Raw genomic sequence first — 24,387 nt, forward strand, 5'->3', positions numbered from 1 at the left:
TTGCTGCTGCCCTTTATTACGGCGAGTCGGCATTTCCTTGACTCACCCCTGGGCGCCAAAGGGTTTCATCCGGGCGCCATCCCGGCGTTGACAGGGGGCGGGGGGCTCGGGACAGTCCTCGCGCCATGCCGACCTACCCCTCCACAGCCCGTGAGGCGTTCCACCTGCTGCGCGCACTGTCCGAGGACCTGTCCCATGCGGACAGGCGCCCGCGCGCGCTGGCCGAGCTCCGCGAGCTGGCGGAGCTGTGCCGCCACCAGCCCGAAGCGGCGCCGCTGCGGCTGGTGACGGTGACGGTGACGGTGGGCGCTTCGCAGGAGCGGCTGGAGCTGTTCCTGCTGCCGTCCATCTTCGCGCCGGAGGCGTGGGCCTACACCTTCCTGGAGGGCCTGCTCAGCGTCCCGCTGGATGAGTATTCGGGAAAGCGGCTGGTGGAGGTCGGCGCGGGTTCGGGGTGGATTTGCATCGCGCTGGCGAAGTTCACCCAGCTGGCGCACGTGCACGGCGCGGACCTCAACCCGCATTCGCCCGTGGTGGCGCGCTGCAACGCGTGGCTCAACGGTGACGAGGCGCTGGCCTCGCGCCTGTCCTTCGGGGAGAGCGACCTGTTGCGCGGGATACCTTCGGAGGCCCCGTGGGACTTCGTGGTGGGCTGCATTCCGCAGGTCCTCCGGGGCGAGGAGGAGTTGCCCTCCGAGCTCTCCCAGGCGGACGAGCAGGCGCTCTACGACTTGTCCAACTACTGCACGCTGCAGAACGTCTATGAGGACCACTTCGGGCTCGGGCTCATCGCGCGGTTGCTGGACGAAGCGCCGGAGCGGCTGTCACCCACCGGACGGTTGCTGCTCAACCTCGCGGGCCGGCCAGGGCGCGTCATCATCGAGCGGATGTTCACCCGCCGCGGCTTCGACACGCGCGTGCGGGTGGCCCGCCGGGTGATGCAGGCGGCGGACACGGACATCCGTCCCCTGGTGGCGCTGGAGCAGCGCACCGGCCGCGAGTTCGAGTTCTTCATGGAGGCGCGCAGCCCGGAGCCGCTGCGGGCGGCCACCGCGCTGGGCTGGCTCCAGGCGGGGAACCCGGTGTGGCACGAGGTGGCGGTGTGGGAGGCGCGGCTGGCGCTGCCTCGCGAGACGCTGGCGCTGCGGGCCGCCCTGCGCGAGCTGGGCGCGTCGGCGTTGCAGGAGGAGCTGGACCTGGGCGCCGCGTCGGCGGAGCAGTTGGGCTTCGTGGCCGACCTGGCTGCGCGGCTGGCGCGGGGGCCGCTGATGCCCTACGCGCACGAAGCGGGCGACGCGTCCTTCCGCCGGCAGGTGGTGCGCTACCTGGACCGGTACTTCGGGCTGCGGCTGGCGGAGGAGGAGGTCTTCGTCGCGCCCGAGCGCGAGCAGGCGGTGTACTCGCTGCTGATGGCCACCTGCGACGCGGGCGACGAGGTGCTGGTGTCGCGCAACCTCCACCCGCTCTATGCCCGTGCGCTGGAGAAGGCGGGGGTGCGCGCCACGGTGACGCACACCTCGCTGGCGGAGATTCGCCGGCTGCTCTCCGCGTTCGACGTGAAGATGGTGTTGCTCACGGTGGAGAAGGGGGAGCGCACCAACCTGTCCGTGCTGCGCGACATCGTCGCCGAGGCGGCGCGACGCGGCATCTGGGTGGTGTTGGACGAAAGCGCCTTCTTCAACATCACCGGCGGCGTGGAGCCGCACACGCTCTTCGAGTTCCTGGCCCGTGAGGCCCACGCCCCCAACCTGGTGGTGCTCTATGGCCTCATCAAGAACGCGGTGTGGCCGGACCTGGAGCTGACGCTGCTCATGCCGGTGCCGCAGCCGCTGAGGGGCGACCTCGAGGCCGCGGCGGAAGTCACCTATTCGCGCATCAGCACCCTGGCGCAGGCGTTCTACGAGCGCACCTTCTCTGACCTGCTGTCGTTCCGCATCTCCTTCGCGGAGCCGGAGGCGCCCGCGCCGCGCGGGCCTCCGGTGGTGACGCTGCCCCGCTCGCGGCGGATGGCGCGGCTGATGTCCTTCCCCGCGTTCGCGCCCAAGGTGTTCCGCGAGGACGACGCGGAGCTGGTGCGTCTGGACTACGGAGAGAACGAAGGGCCACTGCCGCCTCCCTTGGTGGAGGGCCTCATCGCCGCCGGAGTCGCGCCGCGCGAGCCCGCACCGCAGACGGGATTGGCGGAGGCGGTGTCGGCCTTCCTGCTGGAGTCGCGCGCGGTGCGCTACGCGCCGGAGGAGCTGGCGATGGCGCCGGGCGTGTGGCCGCTCATCCACCACCTGGGCGTGGCGCTGCGCCAGCGGCTGGGCCGCACGCCGCGCGTCTATGTGGCGACGCCGTGCTACGGCGTGTTGCCGCCCACCTTCGTCTCCGCGGGGTGTGACGTGGAGCAGGGGCCGCTGTCGGGGCTGTTGGCGCGGCGAGGGCAGGGCGGCGGAGGTGCGCCGGATGCCATCGTCGTGTCGCAGCCGTCGAACCCCTCCGGTGTCTACCTGGCCCGCGAGGAGCTGGTGGCCCTGGCCACCTATGTGGTGGAGCAGCGCTGCCTGCTGGTGTCGGACGAAATCTTCGGACTGGTGAACCTCACCAGCCCCACGGCGGAGACGGTGCCCAGCCCCGTGACGCTGGAGGGCGCGGTGCCGGGCATCGGCGCACGCACGGTGCTGCTGGGCGGACTGTCCAAGGAGTTCGCGGCCGGTGGGCTCCGCGTGGGGTGGCTCGCCACGAAGGACCGGGCGCTGGCCGGGGCGGTGCGTGACAGCGGCCCCGGGGTGCTCCACCTGATGACGGCGCGCGCGGCGGCCTACCTGTATGCGGCGTATGCCCGCAGCCCGGATGGCCAGCTGCTGTACCCCACTCGGCACCGCACCCTGCGCTCCTTCCTGGTGAAGATGCGGCGGGAGCTGGCGGAGAAGCGCGAGCTGCTGGCCGGGGCGCTGCCGGGGGATGGTCGCTCGGACGCGGGGGACGCAGGCGGACTCTTCCTGTCGCCCCGGGTGACGGCCTGGCTGGGGCAGGAGGTGGACGGGGTGCGGCTCACGCCGGAGAACCTGCCTCGCGTGGTGTACGAGCACACGCACGTCGTGCTGAATGGTGGCCCGTGGTGTGGGGATTCGGAGCGGGTGCGCGCCGTGTTCTCGATTCCCCGGGACGCGCTGCTGCGGGCGCGTGAGCAGCTCTTGCGCTTCGGCGCGAAGCTGCGCGGCGGGCCGTCCGAGCCCTGAAGCGCGGGCCCCGCACGGACTCTGTCCGGGGCCCATCGCTTGCCTCCGACTGGAAGGCGGGTCGCGAGCGGCCGGGGACGGCCGTCACAATTCCGCCTCCGGGCAGCGGTGCCGGTACCGTGGGGGCGTGGGATGGCCGAGCCGGCGCAGCGCAATGCCATCGAGCTGATGAACGTCCACAAGTCCTTCGGCGCCCAGCACGTACTGCGAGGCGTGGACCTGGCGGTGCCCACGGGCACCACGTGCGTGCTGCTGGGCGTGTCGGGCTCCGGGAAGACGGTGTTGATGAAGCACCTGGACGGGCTGCTGCGTCCGGACCGCGGCGCGGTGCGCGTGGACGGAGAGGACCTGGCCTGGCTGGATGCCGCGGGGCTCGAGCGCGTGCGCCGTAAAATGGGCATCCTCTTCCAGGGCGGCGCGCTCTTCGACTCGCTCACCGTCGAGGACAACGTCGCCTTCCCGCTGCGCGAGCGGCTCCATCTGGTGGATGGCGAGGTGCGCGAGCGCGTGCGGCGCGTGCTGGCGCTGGTGGGCCTGGAGGACGCGGCGAAGCAGCGCCCGGGCGAGCTGTCCGGCGGCATGCTCAAGCGCGCCGCCTTTGCCCGCGCCGTGGTGCTGGAGCCGAAAATCCTCCTCTATGACGACCCCACCGCGGGGCTGGACCCGCTGAGGACCCAGTCCGTGGTGGACGTCATCCTCACCGGCAAGCACCGGCTCCACGCCTCGGCGCTCGTCATCACCCCGGACGTGGCCTCCGCCTTCCAGGTGGGTGACAGCCTGGCGCTGCTTCATGAAGGACGCATCATCGAACACGCCCCGCCCGAGGCCTTCCGCCAGTCCCAACACCCCGCGGTCCAGGCCTTCCTCCATGACTGGCTGTCACGCCGTGCGCGCGCCTCCGGACACCCGCCACCGCCGCTGCCTTGAGCGCGAGCCTGTTCACCGGGGGACACTCATCCCGTCCTGTCGCTGGATGGTGCTGAAGCTGTAAGTCCAGCATGCTCAGGAATCCCGGTGCCTGTGTCATGCCGGGAAGGCCGACCGAAGGACCCACGCATCCGGGGGGATGCCACATGCCCAATCTGCTCGACATGCCTCGCCAGGCGTTGATGGACCTGCGTTCACGGCTCAGCCATTCGACGCTGGTGTCCCAGTTGCCGCGCAACGTGGTGCCGGACAGCCTGTCCCTGTCCAGTCCGGCGCCGCAGGACTTCGCGCTCGCGGACCCGGAGCGGGTGGAGGCCTGGCGGCGGGCCTGCGAGCGGTATGTGCGGCCGGGACAGGTCGTCATGGATGCGTGCACCGGCACGGGCCTGCGGACCTTCCTGGCCGCCAGCCGTCAGCCGAAGAAGCTGTACGCGGTGGATGGTTCGCGGCTGCTGGACACGGCGCAGTGGGTGGCGCGCCGCAACGGGCTGGAGCGCATCGACTTCGTGCGCGCGCATCCCTGGCAGTACCAGTTGCCGGAGAAGGTGGACGTCCTGCTTCATGAGCTGCTGGGCGACGCCCTCTTCGACGCGGGGCTGGTGCCTCGCATCCTGGACCTGCGCAACCGGGTGTTGAAGCCCGGAGGCCGCATCCTCCCCAACCGCTTCGAGGTCTTCGTGGAGCCGGTGCAGCTGCGGGACGAGGCGTGCATCCCCTTCATCTGGAGCCAGCGCTTCCCCAGCGTGGACTACAGCTGCCTGCAGACGCTGCGCGAGGCGATGAACCCGTCCTACTTCACGCGCGTCATCCGCTCCTACGAGGTGGACCACCTGCTGTGCGACCCGGAGCCCGCCTTCGCCTTCGACCTGGAGACGATGGTGGCCGACGGGCTGCCGCACCGCGTGCGCTTCTCGCGGCCGGTGGTGGAGGAGGGCCGCGTGGACGGCTTCTGCCTCTTCTACAAGGTGGCCTTCGACGCGGAGCTGTCCTTCAACGTGTCGCCGCTGCGAGGACAGAACCACGCGGGGATGATGCTCTTGCGCGTGGACTCGCAGGAGTTCGAGCGCTTCGACACGCTGTCCTTCGAGCTGGAGATGGTGGAGCCCGCCGACGTGCGCACCTGGCGCTGGCAGTTCACCTGAGCGCACCTGCTCCTGTGTGGGATTGGGAGGAGGGCGTCCTGACGCTCATGGTGGACGACAAGACGAAGCAGACCTTCCAGTTCGAACGGGCCACCCCGGAGGCCGGAAAGCAGTAGAACGGCCTCCACCAGGAGGTCGTGAGGCATGGCGGCGCAGGAGCGGATGTCGAGCGTGGATGCGCTGTGGTTCCACATGGAGGAGCCCGCCAACCTGATGATGATTACCGCCGTGCTCTGGTTCGAGGGCCGGCTGGACTTCGAACGGTTGAAGGCCGTGGTGCGGGAGCGGCTGGTGGAGCGCTACCCCCGCTTCCGCCAGCGCGCGGTGGCCGGACTCGTGGGGCTGCCGCACTGGGAGGACCTCCCGGAGCTCGACCTGGACGCGCACCTGTCGCGGCTCGACGTGCCTCCGCCCGGGGACCGCGCGGTGTTGGAGTCCCTGGTGGGGCAGTGGATGAGCACGCCCCTGGAGCGCTCCCGGCCGCTGTGGCAGTTCCACGTCATGTCGGCCGCGGACGGGCGGGACGTGCTGCTGGCGCGGCTGCACCATTGCCTCGCGGACGGCATGGCCCTGGCGCGGGTGCTGCTGACGCTCACGGAGGGGGCGGAGGCGGAGCTGGCCGCCGAGCCGCCCGCGTCGCCGCCCCGGGCTGCTCCCGGCGGACTGGCGAGCTGGGTGCGCGGCGCGCAGGCGGTGGCGGGCACGGCGCGGGCCGTGTGGCGCAAGGGCGCGGAGCTGGCCGCCGAGCCGATTCTCGCCGGGGACCTGCTGGTGAAGGGCGCGCGCGGCGCAGCGGCCATGGGCAAGTTGTTGGTGATTCCGCCGGACCCGCGCACGTCGCTGCGAGGACCGCTGGGGACGCAGAAGCGCGCCGCCTGGTCGGACCCGGTGCCGTTGGAGCGGGTGAAGGCCCTGGGCCAGGCGCTGGGCGGCACGGTGAACGACGTGCTGCTGGCGGCGGTGACGGGCGCGCTGCGGCGCTACCTGGAGTCGCTGGGGGAGCCCCCCGAGGACCTGCACGCGCTGGTGCCGGTGAACCTCCGACCCCTGGATGCGCCCGTGCCTCGCGAGCTGGGCAACCATTTCGGCGTCGTCTTCCTCCGGCTTCCCGTGCACCTGGGCACGCCCACGCGCCGGTTGCAGGAGCTGGCCCGGCGGATGGAGCGGCTGAAGCGCTCACCTGAGGCGGTGCTGACCTTCGGCGCGTTGGAGTTGCTGGGGTACACGCCCGCGGCCCTGGAGCGGTGGGTGGTGGATACCTTCGGCTCCAAAGCGTCGCTGATTGCCACCAACGTGCCCGGCCCACGCGCGGCGGTGTCCCTGGCGGGGAGCCAGTTGGAGGGCCTGACGTTCTGGGTTCCCCAGACGGGGCACCTGGGTCTGGGCCTGAGCCTCTTCAGTTATGCCGGGCAGGTGACGGTGGGCGTGGCGGCGGACGCGGGCCGGGTGCCGGACCCGCATGCGCTCATCCAGGGCTTCCACGAGGAACTGGATGCGCTCGCGGACGAGCGGGACTGAGTCCGGGGCTCCGCCGCGGCGCCGTCAGAAGGTCGTCGCTCTCGCGGCACGCTCGGTGCGGTCGACGTCCGCCGCGATGAGCGCCAGCTTCTGCCGAATCCCGTCCACCGCGTCCCCGCCGAGCGGCAGGCGCAGCGGAGCGTCGGGGCTCGCGGGCCGTGTGACTTCGTTGACGATGGCGCGCGCGCCCTTGTGGGGGTCACCCAGCTGCTGGCCCGCGGTCTGCGTCACCCACGCGCGCACGGCGCCAGACGTCTGGGCGTAGGCCGGGTGTTCGGGCATGCGGCGAAACGCCTCGCCGAACAGCGAGGTGCGGAAGACGCCGGGCTCGACAATCAGCACACGCACCCCATGGGGACGCAGTTCGTGGGCCAGGCACTCCGAGTGTCCTTCGAGCGCGTGCTTGGCGGCGCAGTACGCGCCGAAGCCCGGCGAGGTGCTGAGGCCGGCCATGCTGGTGATTTGCACGAGCGTCCCCGTGCCACGCTCGCGCATGTGGGGCACCACCTCGCGCGTGAGCCGCACGGCGCCGAAGAACATCAGCTCCAGGGTGTCGCGCAGGGCTTCCTCGCTCGTCTCCTCGACGGCGCCGATGATGCTGAACCCCGCGTTGTTGACGAGCACGTCGATGCGTCCGAAGCGCGCGAGCGCCGCCGCCACGGCGACCTGGGGCTCGCCGGGGTGGGTGACGTCGAGGGCGAGCGCGAGCACCCGGTCGGGCGCGAGCGCGACGAGGTCAGCGAGGGATTCGGGCTTCCGGGCCGTCGCGACGACAGCGTCGCCGCGGGCAATGGCCTCGCGGACCAGGGCGCGCCCGAAGCCGGACGAGGCACCCGTGATGAACCAGACCTTGGCGGAGTCGGAGAGGGAAGAGGCGTGAATGTTCATGGCTCGGAAACTAAACGCTCGGTGCCGCGCGGATTAGAGCTCGGCTTCGCCATGAAGTTGTTAGGCATGCTAACAAATTGCCCATGCGTGAGGACTTCGCCGGCTTACGAGAACTCCTCCTGGTCGCGGAGAAGCGCAGCTTCACGGCGGCCGCGGCGGAGCTGCGGGTGACGCCCTCCGCAGTCAGTCAGGCGATAGGCGCGCTCGAGGAGCGGCTGCATGCCCGGTTGGTCCAGCGCACGACACGCAGCGTGAGCCTGACGGAGGCAGGGGAGCGTTTCGTCGCCGAGCTTCGTCCCGCCATGGAGGGCATTCGCGGTGCCTTCGCGACGCTCGAAAACGCGAGGGGCCGTCCCACCGGCACGCTGCGCCTCAATGTCCCGCGATTGGCGTTCGGCCCGGTCATCAAGCCGATGCTCGCGCGCTTCCTCACCGCGCACCCCGAATTGCGCATCGACGTCACGCTCGACGATGGCCTGCGCGACATCGTCGCGGAGGGCGATGACGCCGGCATTCGCCTTGGAGAGCGCGTCGACCGTGACATGGTCGCCGTGCCCGTCACCGGTGACATGCGCATGGCCGTGGTGGGCTCACCCGCCTACTTCGAGACGCATCCGAAGCCCCGGCATCCGAGAGACCTCGGGGCCCACGACTGCGTCAACTACCGGCACGCCACGAGCCGCAACATCGCCCGATGGGAGTTCGAGGTGGACGGCCGCGAGCTCACCGTCGCCGTCAACGGGCGCGTCATCACCAACGACAACGAGGTGATGGTGCTCGCGGCGCTCGACGGGCAGGGGCTCGCGTACGTCATGGAGCACACCGTGACGGAGCACCTCGCCGCGAAGCGGCTCGTCCGGGTGCTCACGCGCTACTGCCCGAGCTTCCCGGGCCTCTACCTCTATTATCCCAACCGGAAGAACCTGGCGCTCAAGCTGCGCGCGCTCATCGACTTCCTTCGCGTGCGTCCTTGAGGGGCCGCCCCTACAGCAGGCCGTACTCCTCCAGCTTGTTGTAGAGGGTGCGCCGGCTGATGCCGAGCAGCCGCGCCGCCAGCGTCCGGTTGTCGCCCGCGCGGCGCAGCGCGTCCGTCATGGCCTGGCGCTCCATCTCCTTGCGCTGGGACTCCAGCGTCCGGGCCGAGTCCGCGGTGGGCGCGGCCTGGAGTTCGGAGGAGGGGCTCGCCGCGCTCACGGGCAGGGTCGACGTGGGCGCGGGGGACAGGCCCGGCTGGCGCGCCAGCTCGTTGAGGACCTCCTGGCCGCCAAGCACCTGCGTGTCCGACAGCACCACCAGTCGCTCCAGGAAGTTCTGGAGCTGCCGCACGTTGCCGGGCCACGGCTGGGCTCGCAGCGCCGCGAGCCCGTCGGGCGTGAGGGTGAACGGCGGGCGCCCGTTCGTCTTCGCGTGGACCTCCAGGAAGTGCAGGGCCAGCGGCTCGATGTCGTCCGGGCGTTCACGCAGGGCGGGTAGCCACACGGGCACCACGTTGAGGCGGTAGAAGAGGTCCTCGCGGAAGCGGCCTTCCTTCACGCGCTCTTCCAGGGGCTGATGCGTGGCCGCCACGAAGCGGACGTCCACCTTCACCGTCTGCGTGCCGCCCAGCCGCTCCAACTCGCGCTCCTGGATGACCCGCAGCAGCTTCACCTGGACGGCGGGGGAGATGTCGCCCACCTCGTCGAGGAACAGCGTGCCGCCGTGGGCCAGCTCCACGCGTCCAGGCTTGCGCGTGGCGGCGCCCGTGAAGGCGCCCTTCTCATAGCCGAACAGCTCGCTCTCCAGCAGGGTGTCCGGCAGCGCCGCGCAGTGCAGCTTCACGAAGGGGCCCTCCCGTCGGGGACTGCCGTCGTGGACGGCCTTGGCCGCCAGCTCCTTGCCCGTGCCGGACTCGCCGCGCAGCAGCACCGTGGCCGTGCCGGCGGCCGCCTTCGCCAGCACGGCCTGCACGTCCGCCATGGGCCGGCTCCGGCCGATGAAGCCGCCCGTGGGCCGCGCCTGCTGGCGGGCCTCCTCGCCCTGCGCGCGCAGCAGCGCCTTGCGGACGGTGAAGAGAATCTCCTCCCGGTCGAAGGGCTTGAGCACGAAGTCCGCGGCGCCCGCCTTCATCGCCTCCACCGCCAGGGGCACCGTGCCGTGCGCGGTGAGGAGGATGACGGGCACGTCCGGCCAGCCGCGCGACACCTCCGCGAGCACCTGCAGGCCATCCATGCCCGGCATGCGCACGTCGCTCACCACCACGTCCACCGGCTTGCTCGCCAGCAGCGCCAGGGCCTCCTGCCCGTCGCGCGCCGCGTGCGTCGTCAGGCCCGCTTGCGTCAGCAGGGCGCCCAGCACCTTGGCCACGGCGGGGTCGTCGTCGACCAGCAGCACCGTGCCCTTCAATGACTCGTTCACGCGGCTTCTCCCACGTCCGCGCCGCCCAGGCTCGCGTCCGTGGCGGGCAGGCGCATCCGGACCACCGTACCGCGCCCCTCCCGGCTTGTCAGGAGCACCTCGCCGCCGTGCGCTTCCACCACGCGCCGGACGAAGGCCAGCCCCAGGCCGCTGCCCGAGGCCTTGGTGGTGAAGAAGTCGTCGAAGGCCCGCTCGCGCGTCCGGGCGTCCATGCCCTCGCCGGTGTCCTCCACCTCCAGGGCCATGCCGGCACCGTCACGCAGCGCGCGCACGGTGAGAATTCCACCTTCCGGCATCGCCTCGCAGGCGTTGCGCACCAGGTTCTCCAGGGCGTTGGCCAGCAGGTCCTGGTCTCCCGCGCACGGTGGAAGGCCGGGGGACAGCTCCCGGACGATGACGACCTTGCCCGGGCTGGCGAAGGCCTGGAGCGACAGCACGCCCTCCACCAGCCGGCGCAGGTCCACTGGCTGCGGCAGGGGCTCCACGCGCGCCAGCCGCTGGTACGTGTCCACCACCCGGTCCAGGCGCTCCACCTGCTCCAGCAGCAGGTCCAGGAACTCGCCTTGCCCGTCCCACGGCCGCCCGCGCGCGTGCTCCTCCTTGAGGTACTGCGCGGCGCCCTTCATCGCGGCGATGGGGTTCTTGAGGTCGTGCGCCATCTGCGCGGAGAAGCGCCCCAGCGTGGCCAGCCGCTCCAGCCGCTCGCTCCGGCTGACGTAGGCGGTGACGCCCCGGCGCGTCGCCGCCACCAGGCCGAACGTCACCGCCGTGGTGCACACGATGAGCGTGCCCGCCTGCGCGACGAAGAGCCGCACCACGGCCAGATAGGCCAGCACCCCCAGCCCCGCGATGCCCGCCGCGTGCAGCGCGAGCCGGGGTGCGCCCGGGTCATCCCCGAAGAGGCCGAAGCGCAGCGCCGCGGTGGCCATCACCGGCAAGCCCAGGAGCGTGCCCACGTGGCCCAGCCGCACCACCTCCAAACCCAGCTCCGCCGCCAGCTCCGTCATCAGCAGGGCCACCACCAGCGTGAGCCCGAGCAGCACCAGGCCCGCGCGGGCGCGCTCGTCCGGGTGCCGCGCGCGCAGCACGTGGAGGCCCAGGAGCGCGAAGCCCCCGCCGAGGATGGGAATGGCCAGCGCGGAGACAGTCAACCCGAAGCGCAGCGTGAGCAGGTGCGCCTCCAGGGAGGGGGCGCCCAGCGCCACCAGCATGGCGAGCGCCAATACGCCGAAGACGACATAGGCGGCGTACATGGCCCCGGCGAGGCTCCGCCGCCGTCCCACGAAGGACAGGATGAAGTGCAGCGCGCAGGGCACCGTCATCAGGCCCGCGGCGAAGCCCACCAGCCGCCAGCCGTCCTCGTCCGCGCGCACCAGCGCGAAGCCGGAGAAGTTCCAGGTCGACAGGGCGATGGACAGCAGGGACAGCGGCAGCGCCAGCGGGCTCTTGCCCACGCGCGCCAGGGCCAGCCCCGCCAGGGCGAGCTGGCCCGCGCAGGCCAGGAGGCTGATCCACATCCCACCCGTCATGGGGCGCTCCGATGCAGGGGACCTAGAGCATGCCCAGCCGGCGCGCGTTGGCCGGCTCCACCGCCGAGACCTCCCAGCGGCGCACCGCCTGCTCGCGCTCGGCTTCGGGGGCATCCGCGTAGTAGCCCAGCGTGTCGTGCAGCGCGCGGCTCAGCTCCTCGATGGCCGCCAGCCTCACGTCCAGCTCCCGGTGGCGCAGCGCGGAGACGAGCCAGTCCGCCCGGCGGCGGCTGCGATTCTCCGCCCACCACGCCGACCACTGACGCGGGTTCAGTCCCAGCGTGGCGCGCGTCACCTCCCGCAGCGCCTCCGCCGCGGCCTGGGCGCACATCTCGTCGTCGCCGCCCGTGAGGTGGATGAGACCCTCAATCGCTTCGCGGTCGTGCAGCGTGCCCAGCGCGCGCGCGGCCAGCGAGCGGCGCAGCGGGTCGCGGCTGGTCAGCTCGTGGCGCAGGTCGCGCAGGGCGGCGTCCAGCCGGGGCAGTTGCTTGAGCGCGGCGGCGGCCACGCGCGCGGCGCTGGAGATGTCCGGCTCCAGGTCGAACAGTCCGCGCAGCACGCCGTCCACCAGCTCCACGTAGGGCAGGCTGCCGGCGGTGAGCAGCGCGAAGTAGCGCGTGTCCGCGTCCTGGGAGTCCAGCAGCGGCGACACGGCCTGCGCGGCGGGGCGGCCCAGCCGGGACAGCGCGCCGGGGATGGGACCCAGCTCGTCCGCCTCGGGCAGCTCCACCACGGGCAGCCGGCTCCAGGCCGTGGGACCGGGGAAGTGCTGGGCCAGCACGCGGGCGCTGGCCTCGGGCGAGCGCGCCAGCTCCGCCATGGCGTTGGCGCGCTGCGCGGCGTCCGGACCGGTGAGGCGGCGCAGCAGCGGCGCGAAGTCCGGGGGCGGGCGCTCCTCTTGCGACTGCGCGCGCGGCGGCAGCGCGGCGGCGCGGCCCATGTTGCCGGTGGCGCCACGGCCGAAGAAGGGGCTCCAGCCCAGGCCGGCGACCACCGCGGGGGCCGGCGCGGGCGCGGTGGCCACGGGCAGGTCCACGTCGATGGTGAGCTCCATCTCGTCCGGCGCGCGCAGCTCCGACACGCGCTGCTTGCGGAAGAGGATGAGCTCCTGGAAGGCCGCCGGCAGGTCCTGGCAGAACAGGATGTAGTCGGACAGGCGGCGCTGGCTGATGGGCCGCTGGCCGCAGTCACCGTAGAGGATGGCCACCAGCCGGCCCTTCACCTCCACCGGGTACAGGAAGACGGTGCGCGGCGTCTGGCGTCCGAACAGCTCCAGGTAGTGCCGCGTGAGCGCGTCCGGAGGCAGCGGGCCCGCGTAGCTCCCGCGCGTGACGGCCACCGTGCGGAAGACGCTGCTGGCGTCCAGCGGGATGGACACCTGCGTGAGCTGCTCTCCCGCCATGCCCTCGCCGCGCGCCTCCAGGCCCGTGGCGCCGCCCCGCAGCACGGCGAAGGACGCGACGTAGTCGAAGGTCCTGCGGCCGAAGCGCAGCGCGACGTCGATGAGGCGGTCGCGGTCCTTGGTGGCGTCCTTCAGCGCCGCGCGCGCCTGCGCCAGCGTCCAGTCCGGCACGTCCTGGCTCGCGGGCGGCGCCGGGGGGCGGCTCTCCAACGCGGCGGGCTTCGGGCGGGGCTGCGGCGCGCTCTGCGCGGCGCCGGGGTTGGGGAAGACGAGGAACGCGGGCTCGCTGCGCGGAGCCGCCGCGGGCTTCGGAGGCGGCGCCACCGGCGTGGCGAACTGCAGCGTGGGCGGCGCGGTCGGCTGCGCCGGCGAGGGGGGCCACACCTGCGGCGTCCCGGTGCCGCCGGTCTGGGTCGGAGGCCACACCTGGGGCGGGCTCGAAGCGGGGGCTGGCGTGCCGGACTGCGCCGGTGCGCGTGCTCCCGTCGATGCTGGCGGATTGGCCGGCGGGGCGGGGGGCGCGGCCGGCTTGGGGGGGGGCGCCGTCGCGGGGGCTCTGGGGAGCAGCGCCGCCGCGGGAGGGCTCGGCGGCGGGGGCGCGCTCGACGGCGCCGTGCCCGGGGCCGGCGCGAAGGGCAGCACGGGAATCTGCGCGGCCTGCGGGTCGGGGCGCTGCGCGGGGCGCGCGGGCGCCTCGGCCCGCGGCATGTTCAGGCGCAGCGGTGCCCGGACGAAGGCGGGAGGCGCTGGCGGCGCGACGGGTTCGGGGCCCGGGGTGAGGGCCTCCGGCGGAGGCGGAGGCGGCCGTTGGGGGCTCGCGGGGGCCTCGGGGCGAGGCGCCGCGGCCTGGGAAGCGGCGCGGGTCTCCACGGCGAGGGGCTCCTGCGCGACGGAGCGAGCCAGCCGCTCCACCATGTCCGCGGTGAGCGACTCCTCTTCCAGGGCCGCGGCGGGCGGCGGCGGGGGCAGGGCCGCCTGGGCTTCTGGATCCAACGCCGCCGCGAGCTTCGCGAAGCGCGGGGCCAGGGGCTGGCGGTAGATGGTGGAGACCCACTCGCGGACGCGCACCTCGGTGGCCACCCAGAGCTCGAGCGGCTTGCCCAGGAGGAAGCCGACCTCGTCGAGCTCCTTCTTGGGCACCGGGTAGCCGCTGGCGACGTGCAGCGTGTTGCCGTCCAGGGACAGGGGGACGACGCACAGGCGCTCGGCGATTTTGGGCGGGATGAAGGAGGCGACTTCGGGATTGGGCTCGAAGTCCATCAGGTTCACCGGCATGAAGCCGGAGACCTCTCCGAGCATCGCGAGCACGTCCGCCTCGCTGGCGACGCCGTGCTCCAACAGCACGGAGTCCACCTGCCCACCCAGGGTCTGGTGCTGACGCAGCACCTCCCCCGCCTTCTCCTGCGTGAGAAGCATGCGTGAGACGAGGAACTGGGCGAGACGGGCGGGCATGTAGGACGCGGCATCTTACGGCCGCGGCCGCAAGGCACAATGAGCCGGTGGTTCAGCTCGGTTGAACGACGAAGGTGGACGTCAGCTTGTCATGAAGCGTCTGCCCGCGCCGGTCGAAAAGCGCCATCCAGAAGCCACCCAGAAAGAAGACGAATGACACGCCGGAAAGCAGGGCGCGCACGATGGCCCGACCCGGTGCCGGGGCGAGCCCATGTGTGTCCACCAGCCGCAGACCCAGGAGCAGCCGTCCGAGCGTCCGGCCGTTCCAGAGGAAGGCCGCCACCGCGCAGTATACGAGCGCGAGCACCAGCACGAGGAAAAACCCGGGCAGGAGGATGGTCTGGAGGGCGCGCAGCCAGGCCACGAAGGCATCGAGCCCCGTCAGCCCCGCCTCTGGCGTCTTCAGCCCCGTCACGGACGAGGCCAGGGTGATGTAGAGCGCCGCCACCCCGGCGATGGCCGCCGTGTCGACGGAGAAGGAGAGCAGCCGCCGCCACAGGGAGGCCGGGCGGGCGCGCACTTCCGTGACGCCCGAGGCGGACTTGACCTGGGCCTTGGACGGAGGCGCCTTGATGGCCTCGGAACGAGCGACCCCCACGGACACGCCGGGGAGGAGCGGCTCCATGTGCGGCAGGGCCGAGGGAGCCGTGGACGGGGGCTCCATCGGCGGGAGACCCGTGGAGGCGGCTCCCGCGTGCTCCATGCGGGGCAGTCCGGAAGTGAACGCGGCGGGAGGCGCCGCCTGCTCCATGCGGGGCAGGCCGACGGGCGCAATCGCTGGAGCCGCCAGTTGTGCCGGGGCCTGCGGACGCGGCGCGGGCGCCACCGGCGGCGTTCCATAGGCCGGCGTCATGGGGGAACCGGTCGCCGGCTGGGGCTGAGCGGCGCGAGGCACGGCTGCACCCGGCTGCGGCGGGCGCGGCGCGGCGCCCGGCTGCGCGGCGTGAGGCAGTGCGGCTCCGGCCTGCGGAGGCGCGGCACCGGGCTGCGCGGTGCGGGGCGCGGCCTGCGGAGGCGCGGCACCGGGCTGAGCGGGACGAGGCGCGGCCGCACCTGGCTGAGCAGCGCGGGGGGCTGCCTGCTGAGGCGCGGCGGCTGCACCCGGCTGCGCGGCGCGAGGTGCGAACTGCTGGGGCGCGGCACCTGGCTGCTGAGGCGCGGCGGCACCTGGCTGCGCGGCGCGGAGGGCGGCGGCCCCCGGCTGTTGCAGCGGCCGGGGCGTGGCGGCGGGCTGCGCCGCGCGAGGCAGGGCGGGGCCCGGCAGCAGCGTGGACAGGGGGGCAACGGCAGGGGGCGGCGGCGCATGCTGCGCCAGGTCGGCGAACGCGGGCGTGCCCGGGAGCGTCGACAGCTCTTCGGCGCGTTGCTCCGTGCGGCGGTCGATGCGGATGTCGCGATTGAGGAGGCTGGGCAATCCGGGTGAGCGGACAGTGACGGTGTCGCAGGCCGCGCACTCACCCACGGGTGGAAGCATGGCACCGCACTTCAAGCACTTGGACAACGGACTCCTCCCGGCTGGACGACTGCTACATGAAAAGACAGCCATGAGCCGGGGGCAAGAAAAGTGCGAGCCCCCGAGGTCCCTCGCTCGAAGGACCGTCAGGGGCTCATCACCGTTTCATGCGCGTGTCCCTGGGGGGACATCGCGTGGAGAGTCCTTCACTCTCAGGCATGTACCCGGCGCCGTCCGGCTGCGCCCACCAGCAGGAGCACGACGATTGCGCCGATCACCGACATGATGATGCCCGCGGGCCTCAGGTCGAAGAGCCGGCCATCGCGCTGGAACAGCGAACCGACAAGGCCGCCCACGAGCGAGCCGACCATGCCGAGCAAGGTCGTCGCGACCAGCCCCATGCTCTGCTTCCCGGGGAGGATGGCGCGGGCGATGAGACCCGCGATGAGGCCGATGACGATGAATGCGATGATCCCCATGAGTGTCTCTCCTGTTCGAGGGACCCCTGAAGTCCCTTACGGCAGAAACCTAGGAATCATCTTCGGACAGTGTGAACTGCCCGCTTCGTGCGGTCGGCTGCCCCCCTGTTATCCGAGTTCGCCGTCCAGGTGCATCATCACCGCCAGCGCCGCGAGCGCCGCCGTCTCGGTCCGGAGGATGCGCTTGCCCAGGGTGACCGGCCGCGCGCCCAGGGCCTTCAAGGCCTCCACTTCTTCACGCGCGAGCCCCCCTTCGGGGCCAATCACCAGCGCCACGGCGGTGCCCGCCCCCGCGGCCCGGAACGCTTCACCCAAGGGCACGGCCGACTCCTCCTCGTCGAGCACGAGCAGGGTGGTGCCCGGGGGCAGCGAGCGGGCCGCCTCCACCAGGGGGGCGGGCGTGGCCACGCGTGGCACGTCGTTCCTGCGGCACTGCCGCGCGGCCTCCTCGACAATCTTCGTCCACCGGGAGGTGCGCTCCTCCGCGCGCTTGGGCTCGAGCTTCACGACACTCCGCGCCGTGGCCACGGGGTGGAAGGCGGTGGCGCCCAGCTCGGTGCCTTTCTGGAGCACCAGCTCCAGCTTGTCGCCCTTGGGCAGGCCTTGAAGGATGCTGACCTCGCGGCGCGGGGGGGCCACGCGCGCGGTGCCCAATGTCACGCGCACGACATCCGGCGTGACGTGGGCCACGTGGGCCTCGAAGGCCCGGCCCTTCCCGTCGAAGACCTCCAGCGCGTCGCCTTCCTCCAGCCGCAGGACCTGCAGGAGGTAGTGACGGCGCTCGCCGGTCAGCTCCACTTCGGCGGGAGCGGGCTCGGGCAACGGGGCGAAGAGGCGGATCAAGGCGATTTCTCCAGCGCGCGGGGGGCTGGACTCTGACCCTGGGGGCCACCGACTTCAAGGTGCCAGGACGGCGGACCGTTGCTCCGGACGCGTCCTGGCAGGCGCAAAAGATGCGCTGACCGCGGAAGCCCAGGGCGCTCGCTGTTCGTGGGGGAGTTGAGGCACGATAGCGAGCAGTGCTCGTCACCATGCGCCGCAGCGAGAAAGCCTCATCACACTCCAACGAAGAGGTGGTGCTGGCGACCAGCTCGCTTCAGGGCGAGCGCCGCGTGGCGGTCGTCCGCGTCCTGGTGGTGTCGCTGATGGCGGTCAGCCAGGGCGTCATCGCCTGGGGCGGCGGGGAGACGTACTCGGCACCGGTGGACGGCGTTCGCCTGCAGGCCATGGCCGCGTACGTGCTCTTCTCCGTCGTCGCCATCGTCGTGTTGCTGCGCCAGAAGCCGCACCCGAACCGGGCCCGGTGGTTGCCCGTGCCCACGACGCTGGCGGACACCAGCTTCTTCTCCTTCATGGCGTGGCACACCTGGCGCATCTCCGGCGTCTTCGATGCCGGCATGTTGTGCGCCAGCCTGGGCATGGTGCTGGCGTTCTCCGTGGTGCGTTACTCGTGGTGGCACGTGCTGCTGTCCACGGTGCTGTCCAGCGGCGCCTACGCGCTGCTCGCGTGGATGACGGGGCACGGCTCGGTGGCGCGCACCAGCTTCGTCCTCATCTGCTACGCGGCCCTGGGGGCGCTCATCGCGCTGACGAACTCGGACGTGGGCGGCATGTTCCTCAACCTGCGCCGCCGCGACGGCCTGTCCCGCTTCCTGCCCCGGCAGGTGGTGGAGCGGGTGATGCAACTGGGGGATGACTCCCTCCAGCCGGTGCAGCGCGACGTCACCATCCTCTTCAGCGACATCCGTGACTTCACCACGCTGAGCGAGACGTTGGACCCGGGCCAGGTGCTGGCGTTGCTGGACGACTACTTCGGGCACATGGCCCACATCGTCATGGCGCGCCACGGCATCGTGAACAAGTTCCTGGGCGACGGGATGCTCGCGTGCTGGGGCGTTCCGGATGCGCGCGAGGACCACGCGGAGCTGGCCATGCGGGCGGCGCTCGACATGCGCGCGAAGCTGGAGGACATCAACGCCCAGCGCGCGCAGCGAGGCCTGCCGCCGCTGCGCATTGGCATCGGCCTGCACACCGGCGTGGTGGCGGCGGGCATGCTCGGCGGCGCCGAGCAGCACGAGTACACCGTCATCGGTGACGCGGTGAACCTGGCGTCTCGGGTGGAGGGGCTCACCAAGTCACACGGCGTGGACATCCTGGTGAGCGAGCGGACGTGGCAGATGAGCGGCGGGCGCTTCATGGGCGAGCGCCTGGGCGAAGCGCACGTGAAGGGCCGGCGGGAGTCCGTGGTCGTCTACTCCCTGCATGGCCCGCGCACCCCTGGGGACGTACCGTCCGTGCTCAAGGCCGCGGCGGGCGCGTAGCGCCTCGCCGCGGCTGGGGCGCTCAAGCGGGCTGTGACTCGCCGGGGCCCGTCGTCACCTCGGCCCGCAGCGTATGCTTCAGGCCCACGGAGAACAGGGCCACCGTGAGCAGGTAGACGGGCTCGATGAAGAAGAGCAGGGGCCCGCCCAGGGACAGGCCATGCGTCTTCTTCTCGAAGACGACGTGCGCGCCGACGACCAGCGCGAAGCGTACGGCCATGACGCCCACCGCCACCGCGGCGGCGGTGCCCGCCGGAAACCGTGCGACGACGGCCTCCGCGGCGAGCAGCGTGGGCACCAGGGGCAGCGCCATCAGCAGCCCCGCCGTCCACTCCAAGGAGACGGCGTAGAGGACCACCGCCAGCAGCAGCAGGTGGGCCGCCGTGAGCGTCACGCCACCCACGGGCAGCCGGACGAAGCTGAGCGGGACGAGCCACGCGAAGGTGAACATGTAGGCCCCCACGAAGTGCGCGGCGCGGCTGACGCCGTTCTCATGCAGGGGCAACCAGACGCGCAGCTTGTCGGCGAAGCTCGTCATGGCGTGGGACTACGCGCGGACCGGCGTGGTGGTGGCCTGCTGTTGCGGCTTGAGGACGTAGTCCCCCAGGAGCACCGCGACGAAGAAGAGCGGACCCACCAGCGCGTGCACCAGGTTGGTGAGGAAGGAAGGCGACTTCTTCTCCCACACGCTGTGCCCGGCCAGTTGCACCAGCCACGCGAACGCGGCCACGACCACCACGCTCCACGTGGGCATCAGCCGGCCCACCGGGAAGCACGCGGCCATGAAGAGCACCACGATGAGGCCCAGCTTCACGTCGGCGCGCAGGTACCAGACGCTGGCCAGCGCCAGCACCCCCATGCCCAGCGTCAGCGAGCCGCCCGGAATCGCGGGCACCGCCAGCAGGTGCACCCAGTCCAGCATCGCGACGATGTGGAGCACGATGAGCGGGATGGCGATTTTGTGCGTCAGCCGGTTCGTCGGGTGCTGATGCGAGGAGTAGTACTCATCGAAGAGGGCGACGACATGAGGCTTGAGCATGCGTCCTCCGGAAGCGAAGGGGTGTGGATGCTCCGCAGCGTAGGGGAAGTGGCGCCGGGTTTCCTGGCCGCGGGCGCCAATCTCCTGGCCGGACACGCCATTCGGGCTCAGCCCGCTTCGGGCCGTTCGCGCCAGACGCGGGGCGTCATGCCCGTCCACCGCTTGAAGGCGCGGTCGAAGGTGCTCAGCTCCGAATAACCCAGGAGGAAGGCCACCTCGCTGACTCCCAGGTGTGCGTCGCGCAGGTAGTCGAAGGCCAGCTCACGGCGCACCGCGTCGACCTCGTCCTGGAAGGACGTGGCGTGCTCGGCGAGCCGGCGCTGGAGGGTGCGGGGGCTGACGTGGAGCTGCCTGGCTACGTCGCCCATCTGCGGCGCTCCGTCGCTCAGGGCGGCGCGGAGGGCGTCGCGGACCTGTTGCAGGAAGGGAGGCGTGGGCGGCGCCGAGGGCGGCTCGGCGGCGGGTGTGCCGGCGGCGCGCTCCAGGACGGAGAGGAGGACGGGGTCCGCGTCCACCACGCGCAGCGCCAGCGTGGCCGCGTCCAGCGTCAGCGCGTTGCGGCCCGCGTCGAACGCCGGGGTGACGCCGAAGTGTTCCTCGAGCGGGCGGAGGTCCGCCGGTGCGGGGTGGGCGAAGGAGACGTGGCGTGGGTTCCACGGGTGTTCGGTGAGCTGGCGCCCGACGTGGACGAAGAGGGCCAGGCCGAACTCGCTGGCGTGGCGGCCGTAGGCCAGGGGCTCGCCGGGGATGCCGTAGACGAAGGTGCCGCTGCCGTCCGGAGCGTCCTGGAAGGAGGCGCGCCAGGCGGGCTCCAGCAGCGCCATGTACCGGGCCAGCGCGCGGAAGGTGTCACGGACGGTGGGGGAGGCCCGGGCGATGTACTCCACCAGTCCGTAGTTTCCGCGCGGGACTCGCTGCGCGACGTGCAGGCCGAGGAAGGCGTCTCCGGACAGGGCCTCGGCCGCGTCGAGGAAGGCGTGCAGGGTGGCCAGCGGGAGGGTGACTTCGGGCAGCGTGCTCGCGTTGGCGGGCAGTCCGAAGCGCTCCACCAGGGGGGACGGGTCGCGCCCCGTCGCGCGCAGGTAGGCGAGCATCGGCCCCACGAGCTGGGAGCGGACGTCGGTCGGTGGCCGGGAAGGGGGCGGCGTCTCCACGCGGGCGTGACGCTACCGTGTCTCGGGCGCGGGGCCCACCACCCTGGAGCGACGCCTGCCGGTGCGGGCATGCCTAGAGTGCGGCTATGGACAACCTGGCTCACTCGCTCGTCGGCGCGTGGATGGCGGAGGCGGGGCTGAAGCGCACCACGCCGCTGGCCACCGCGACGCTCGTCATCGGCGCCAACCTGCCGGATGTCGATGGCTTCGTCGCCTTCGCGGGCTCGGATGCCTCGCTCTACTGGCGCCGGGGCTGGACACACGGCGTGCTCGCCCTGGCCCTGTGGCCCTTCGTCCTCACCGGGCTGATGCTGCTCTGGGACAGGTACGTGCGCCGACGCAGGCATCCGGACCTGCCGCCGGCCCGCTTCGGGCCGTTGCTGGTGTTGTCCACGGTGTCGGTGCTGAGCCACCCCGCGCTGGACTGGCTCAACACGTATGGCGTCCGGCTGCTGATGCCCTTTGACGGGACGTGGTTCTACGGCGACGCGCTCTTCATCGTCGACCCGTGGGTGTGGTTGCTCGCGGGCGCCGCCGTCATCATGGCGGATGCGCGCACTCGCGGGTCCGCCGCGGGGTGGGGGGTGCTCGGCGTGGCCTCCACCGCGCTCATCATGGTTCCCGCCTTCGTCCCGTGGCCCGCGAAGGTGCTGTGGGCCGTGGGCGTGGCCGCCATCGTCTGGTTGCGGCTGCGGGGGACCCACGTCCTCTCCGCGCAGCGCGTGGCCCGGGTCTGCGGCGTGGGCTTGTTGCTCTACCTGGGCGCCATCTTCGTGGGCTCGCAGGTGGCCGCGCCGCGTGCGCTGGAGTGGCTGCGCTCGCAGGACCTCTCCGTGGAGCGCGCGATTGCAGGGCCGCTGCCGGCCAACCCCTTCGTGCGGGACATCATCGCCGTGGGGCCGGACCGCTACCACTTCGTCCGAGCCGACTTCCTGGCGGACGACGCGGGCCGCTTCCGCATCAGTGACGCCAGTGTGCCGCGCGAAGCTCGGCCGGGGCCCGTCATCCAGGCCGCGTTGTCGGCGCCGCAGATTCGGGGGCTGGCCAACTGGCTGCGTCTGCCCACCTATCAAGTGGAGGAGCGCCGTGATGGATGGCACGTCACCATCCGCGACGTCCGTTACTCGCGAATGCAGAGCGGCGGCCTGGGCACGGCGGTGGTGGTGCTGGATGGTGCGCTGCGGCCCGTCCGGGTCGAGCAGCCATAGCTCGCGGGCCGCCGTCCCCGCGCCTGTCACACGGGGACGGCGCCATGCATTTCAGCGCTGCAGGTCGATGCGCACCCACTCGCCCTGGGTGGCGCCCGTCAGCACGGTGAGGCCCAGGTTGCGGTAGGCGGCTTCCACGTCCGCGCGCTGGTGGGCGAGCACACCGGCCAGCACGAGCCGGTCCTTCGTCTTCGCCACAATCAGCGGGGCCAGCTCGATGAGCGTGTTGGCCAGGATGTTGGCGAGCACCAGGTCGAAGGAGCCCTCCACCTGGGTCAGCTCCTTGCCGGAGACTTCGATGTCCGGCGTGCCGTTCTCCGACTGGTTCTCCTGCGCCAGCTCCACGCAGACGGGGTCGTTGTCGGTGGCCACGGTGCGGCCCGCGCCCAGCTTCTTCGCGGCGATGGCCAGCACGCCCGTGCCGGTGCCCACGTCCAGGACGGCGGCGCCCGGGTGCTCGGCCATGTACGCGTCCACGGCGGCGAGGCACAGGGACGTCGTCGGGTGGTCACCGGTGCCAAAGGCCATCTTCGGCTCAATCACGAGCTGCACGGTGCCCGCGGGCGCGTTCGCCTTGTCCCATGGGGGACCGACCCACAACCTGCCCACATGCACGGACTTGATGAGCGACTTCCACTCGTTGCTCCAGTCCTGCTGGGGCTGCTCGTCCAAGGTGAGCCTGGCCTCGGGGAAGGACGCCGCCACCTCGTCACGGGCGGACTCGGCCGTGTCGCGCTCGTCGAAGTAGCCGATGATGATGGCCTCGCCAGGGTTCGGTCCGCGCACGCCCGGCATGAGAGGCGCTTCGCGATCCCTCACCTCAAGGCCCAGCGCGCCCGACTCGTGGATGAGGTCCTGTACGGCCTCGGACGCTTCCTCGGGCAACTCCACTGTGAGTGACAGATAGGTCTGGGACATGCGGGCCCTTTAATCCCAGCGTGGCTAGCGTGGAAGCACCGTGAGACGCCTCATTCACTGTTGGCCCCTGGTCTGCCTGATTGCCTGCTCTGGACCGGACGCGCCGGATGCCGCCGTTTGTCGGGATGTCGTCGTCCGGCTGTGCCAGTCGGCGGCGGCCTATTCCTGCGTGGCGGTGCAACTGGACCTGGGGCTGAGCTGCGAGGCCACCCTCCTCCAGCGGACGGGCTGCGAGGACGATGCCTTTACCTTCGCATCCCCCACGCGGGAGCGCGTCCTGGAGTGCCGCGAGGTCCTGCTCAGCCGGGGCACGTCCACGGACCACCCCCCGGCTTGTGCGGACGCGACGCGGTTCCTCACCGGGTGCCCGGACGTCGCGGGCTTCTTCCGGGGGGGCCGGCCATGAAGCGTCTGGGGGCGGCGGTGTTGGTGATGGCGGTGGGGTGCGCGCCGCTGGACGTGGAGCGGCGCACGGAGCGCGGGCCGCTCTTGCGGACCTGGTCCCAGGAGAAGGCGCTGAACGAACGCATCCCCTTCGCCACGGCGCAGGTGCAGTGGCCCCGGCTGACCCTGGCGTTCTCCTCGTCGGACATCTGTCGCACCGAGCATCATGGGGAGTACGCGGAGGACATCATCTCCCTGCACGGCAACACGGGCGCGGCGGCGGAGGTGAGTAGCGGCGGCGTCCTCGCGGTGCTGGGCGGGACGTTGCTGGTGGGACGCTCGTTGTTCTCGGATACGCCGAACCGCTCCGCCATCGACGAGCAGGGCCGCTACGGCGCCTCCAGCCGCGACGTCGCCACGGGGTGGGGCTTGGGGCTGCTCATTGTCGGCGTCCCCGCGGTGGTGGCCGGCATCGTCCAGCTCTCCCGCAGCGGCGAGACGCGGGAGACGCGCAAGCGGGCTGAGTTGCTGTCCTTGCGCGAGGTGCCTTGCGAGCCCAAGCGCGTGGACGGCGTGGTGGAGCTGGCGGGTGGGCCGGGCCCGCTACCTCCGCCCCGGCTCACCCTCAATGGGGCGCTGGTGCTGACGGCGGACGAGATTCAACGACTGTCCTTCAGCGGGCTGGCGCTGGATGGCACGCCCGTCACGCTGAACGAAGAGGACCTGGACCGGCTGGAGGCCTTCCGCACCTGCGCGACGCTGCTGGCCACGCCGGTGGACCCGCAGGCGCTGGCGGGAGAGGCGCGCTCACGCCCGGACCGGCTCCGGATGAAGCGGGAGCTGGCGCGGGGCTGCGCGACGCTTCCGGGCGCCCCGGCACAGTCCCTGCTCGAAGCCATTGAAGGCGCCCTCGGGAGCACCGCCCTTTAAGGGCGGCGCGTCTTCCCGAGGGACA

At 72.0% G+C, this 24,387-nt stretch carries 20 protein-coding genes; 9 read left to right on the forward strand and 11 right to left on the reverse strand.

Translation table 11 applies throughout. From position 1 onward, the window contains the following. The first annotated feature begins 125 nt into the window (after nt 1–125). The 4 genes from KGD87_RS32570 to KGD87_RS32585 all read left to right on the forward strand — a co-directional run bounded on the left by KGD87_RS32570 (nt 126) and on the right by KGD87_RS32585 (nt 6,811). Nucleotides 126–3,224 carry an aminotransferase class I/II-fold pyridoxal phosphate-dependent enzyme gene (locus KGD87_RS32570; RefSeq protein WP_284664834.1) on the forward strand — a complete coding sequence of 1,033 codons (3,099 nt, stop codon included), beginning with the start codon at nt 126–128 and terminating at the stop codon, nt 3,222–3,224. Nucleotides 3,225–3,356: 132 nt separating this feature from the next. Continuing rightward, nucleotides 3,357–4,151 carry an ABC transporter ATP-binding protein gene (locus KGD87_RS32575; protein ID WP_284664835.1) on the forward strand — a complete coding sequence of 265 codons (795 nt, stop codon included), beginning with the start codon at nt 3,357–3,359 and terminating at the stop codon, nt 4,149–4,151. Nucleotides 4,152–4,297: 146 nt separating this feature from the next. After that, nucleotides 4,298–5,293: a class I SAM-dependent methyltransferase gene (locus KGD87_RS32580; RefSeq protein WP_176419670.1), complete on the forward strand. Its 996-nt coding sequence runs from the start codon at nt 4,298–4,300 to the stop codon at nt 5,291–5,293. Between the two features lie 144 nt (nt 5,294–5,437). After that, entirely contained in the window at nt 5,438–6,811 is a 1,374-nt protein-coding gene (locus tag KGD87_RS32585; RefSeq protein ID WP_284664836.1) for a WS/DGAT/MGAT family O-acyltransferase, read from the forward strand. 24 nt (nt 6,812–6,835) lie between these two features. On the opposite strand, the gene KGD87_RS32590 is transcribed toward KGD87_RS32585, so the two are convergent. Continuing rightward, complete coding sequence (locus KGD87_RS32590) at nt 6,836–7,699, reverse strand: SDR family NAD(P)-dependent oxidoreductase (RefSeq protein ID WP_284664837.1); 864 nt, start codon at nt 7,697–7,699, stop codon at nt 6,836–6,838. A gap of 83 nt (nt 7,700–7,782) precedes the next feature. On the opposite strand from KGD87_RS32590, the gene KGD87_RS32595 reads away from it, so the two are divergent. Further along, nucleotides 7,783–8,673, forward strand: a complete 891-nt coding sequence (locus KGD87_RS32595) for a LysR family transcriptional regulator (RefSeq protein WP_284664838.1) — start codon at nt 7,783–7,785, stop codon at nt 8,671–8,673. 10 nt (nt 8,674–8,683) lie between these two features. Here the strand turns inward: KGD87_RS32595 and KGD87_RS32600 are convergent, their stop codons facing one another. From KGD87_RS32600 to KGD87_RS32625, 6 genes are all read right to left on the reverse strand, one after another. Beyond that, nucleotides 8,684–10,093: a sigma-54-dependent transcriptional regulator gene (locus KGD87_RS32600; RefSeq protein WP_284664839.1), complete on the reverse strand. Its 1,410-nt coding sequence runs from the start codon at nt 10,091–10,093 to the stop codon at nt 8,684–8,686. Further along, on the reverse strand, nt 10,090–11,622 hold the full coding sequence (locus tag KGD87_RS32605; RefSeq protein WP_284664840.1) for a sensor histidine kinase: 1,533 nt from the start codon (nt 11,620–11,622) through the stop codon (nt 10,090–10,092). Before KGD87_RS32605 ends, KGD87_RS32600 begins: the two co-directional genes overlap by 4 nt. Before the next feature lie 22 nt (nt 11,623–11,644). Beyond that, nucleotides 11,645–14,476 (reverse strand): GspE/PulE/PilB domain-containing protein, encoded by a 2,832-nt coding sequence (locus tag KGD87_RS32610; protein WP_284664841.1) that lies wholly within the window; start codon nt 14,474–14,476, stop codon nt 11,645–11,647. A 52-nt stretch (nt 14,477–14,528) separates the two neighbouring features. After that, nucleotides 14,529–15,950 (reverse strand): RDD family protein, encoded by a 1,422-nt coding sequence (locus KGD87_RS32615; protein ID WP_284664842.1) that lies wholly within the window; start codon nt 15,948–15,950, stop codon nt 14,529–14,531. A gap of 191 nt (nt 15,951–16,141) precedes the next feature. Continuing rightward, nucleotides 16,142–16,408, reverse strand: coding sequence for a GlsB/YeaQ/YmgE family stress response membrane protein (locus KGD87_RS32620; protein WP_163784503.1), 267 nt, complete (start codon nt 16,406–16,408; stop codon nt 16,142–16,144). A gap of 108 nt (nt 16,409–16,516) precedes the next feature. Continuing rightward, complete coding sequence (locus KGD87_RS32625; protein ID WP_284664843.1) at nt 16,517–17,251, reverse strand: 16S rRNA (uracil(1498)-N(3))-methyltransferase; 735 nt, start codon at nt 17,249–17,251, stop codon at nt 16,517–16,519. Between the two features lie 188 nt (nt 17,252–17,439). On the opposite strand from KGD87_RS32625, the gene KGD87_RS32630 reads away from it, so the two are divergent. Beyond that, the gene (locus tag KGD87_RS32630) at nt 17,440–18,729 is read left to right on the forward strand and encodes an adenylate/guanylate cyclase domain-containing protein (protein WP_284664844.1); all 1,290 of its coding nucleotides are present in this window, start codon (nt 17,440–17,442) and stop codon (nt 18,727–18,729) included. A 22-nt stretch (nt 18,730–18,751) separates the two neighbouring features. On the opposite strand, the gene KGD87_RS32635 is transcribed toward KGD87_RS32630, so the two are convergent. The 3 genes from KGD87_RS32635 to KGD87_RS32645 all read right to left on the reverse strand — a co-directional run bounded on the left by KGD87_RS32635 (nt 18,752) and on the right by KGD87_RS32645 (nt 20,922). Then, nucleotides 18,752–19,267: an Mpo1-like protein gene (locus KGD87_RS32635; RefSeq protein ID WP_284664845.1), complete on the reverse strand. Its 516-nt coding sequence runs from the start codon at nt 19,265–19,267 to the stop codon at nt 18,752–18,754. 9 nt (nt 19,268–19,276) lie between these two features. Beyond that, complete coding sequence (locus KGD87_RS32640) at nt 19,277–19,768, reverse strand: Mpo1 family 2-hydroxy fatty acid dioxygenase (protein ID WP_284664846.1); 492 nt, start codon at nt 19,766–19,768, stop codon at nt 19,277–19,279. Between the two features lie 107 nt (nt 19,769–19,875). Continuing rightward, on the reverse strand, nt 19,876–20,922 hold the full coding sequence (locus KGD87_RS32645) for an AraC family transcriptional regulator (protein WP_502887977.1): 1,047 nt from the start codon (nt 20,920–20,922) through the stop codon (nt 19,876–19,878). Nucleotides 20,923–21,008: 86 nt separating this feature from the next. On the opposite strand from KGD87_RS32645, the gene KGD87_RS32650 reads away from it, so the two are divergent. Beyond that, the gene (locus tag KGD87_RS32650) at nt 21,009–22,130 is read left to right on the forward strand and encodes a metal-dependent hydrolase (protein ID WP_284664848.1); all 1,122 of its coding nucleotides are present in this window, start codon (nt 21,009–21,011) and stop codon (nt 22,128–22,130) included. A gap of 51 nt (nt 22,131–22,181) precedes the next feature. Here KGD87_RS32650 and KGD87_RS32655 read toward each other — a convergent pair whose 3' ends face one another. Beyond that, nucleotides 22,182–23,048, reverse strand: a complete 867-nt coding sequence (locus KGD87_RS32655) for a 50S ribosomal protein L11 methyltransferase (protein WP_284664849.1) — start codon at nt 23,046–23,048, stop codon at nt 22,182–22,184. Nucleotides 23,049–23,088: 40 nt separating this feature from the next. Between KGD87_RS32655 and KGD87_RS32660 the strand changes: the two genes are divergently transcribed. Next, nucleotides 23,089–23,454 (forward strand): hypothetical protein, encoded by a 366-nt coding sequence (locus KGD87_RS32660; protein WP_284664850.1) that lies wholly within the window; start codon nt 23,089–23,091, stop codon nt 23,452–23,454. Continuing rightward, on the forward strand, nt 23,451–24,362 hold the full coding sequence (locus tag KGD87_RS32665) for a hypothetical protein (RefSeq protein WP_284664851.1): 912 nt from the start codon (nt 23,451–23,453) through the stop codon (nt 24,360–24,362). Before KGD87_RS32660 ends, KGD87_RS32665 begins: the two co-directional genes overlap by 4 nt. Nucleotides 24,363–24,387 lie beyond the last annotated feature (25 nt).

The sequence above is a fragment of the Myxococcus sp. SDU36 genome (assembly GCF_030168875.1).
GTDB classification, from domain to species: Bacteria; Myxococcota; Myxococcia; order Myxococcales; family Myxococcaceae; genus Myxococcus; species Myxococcus vastator.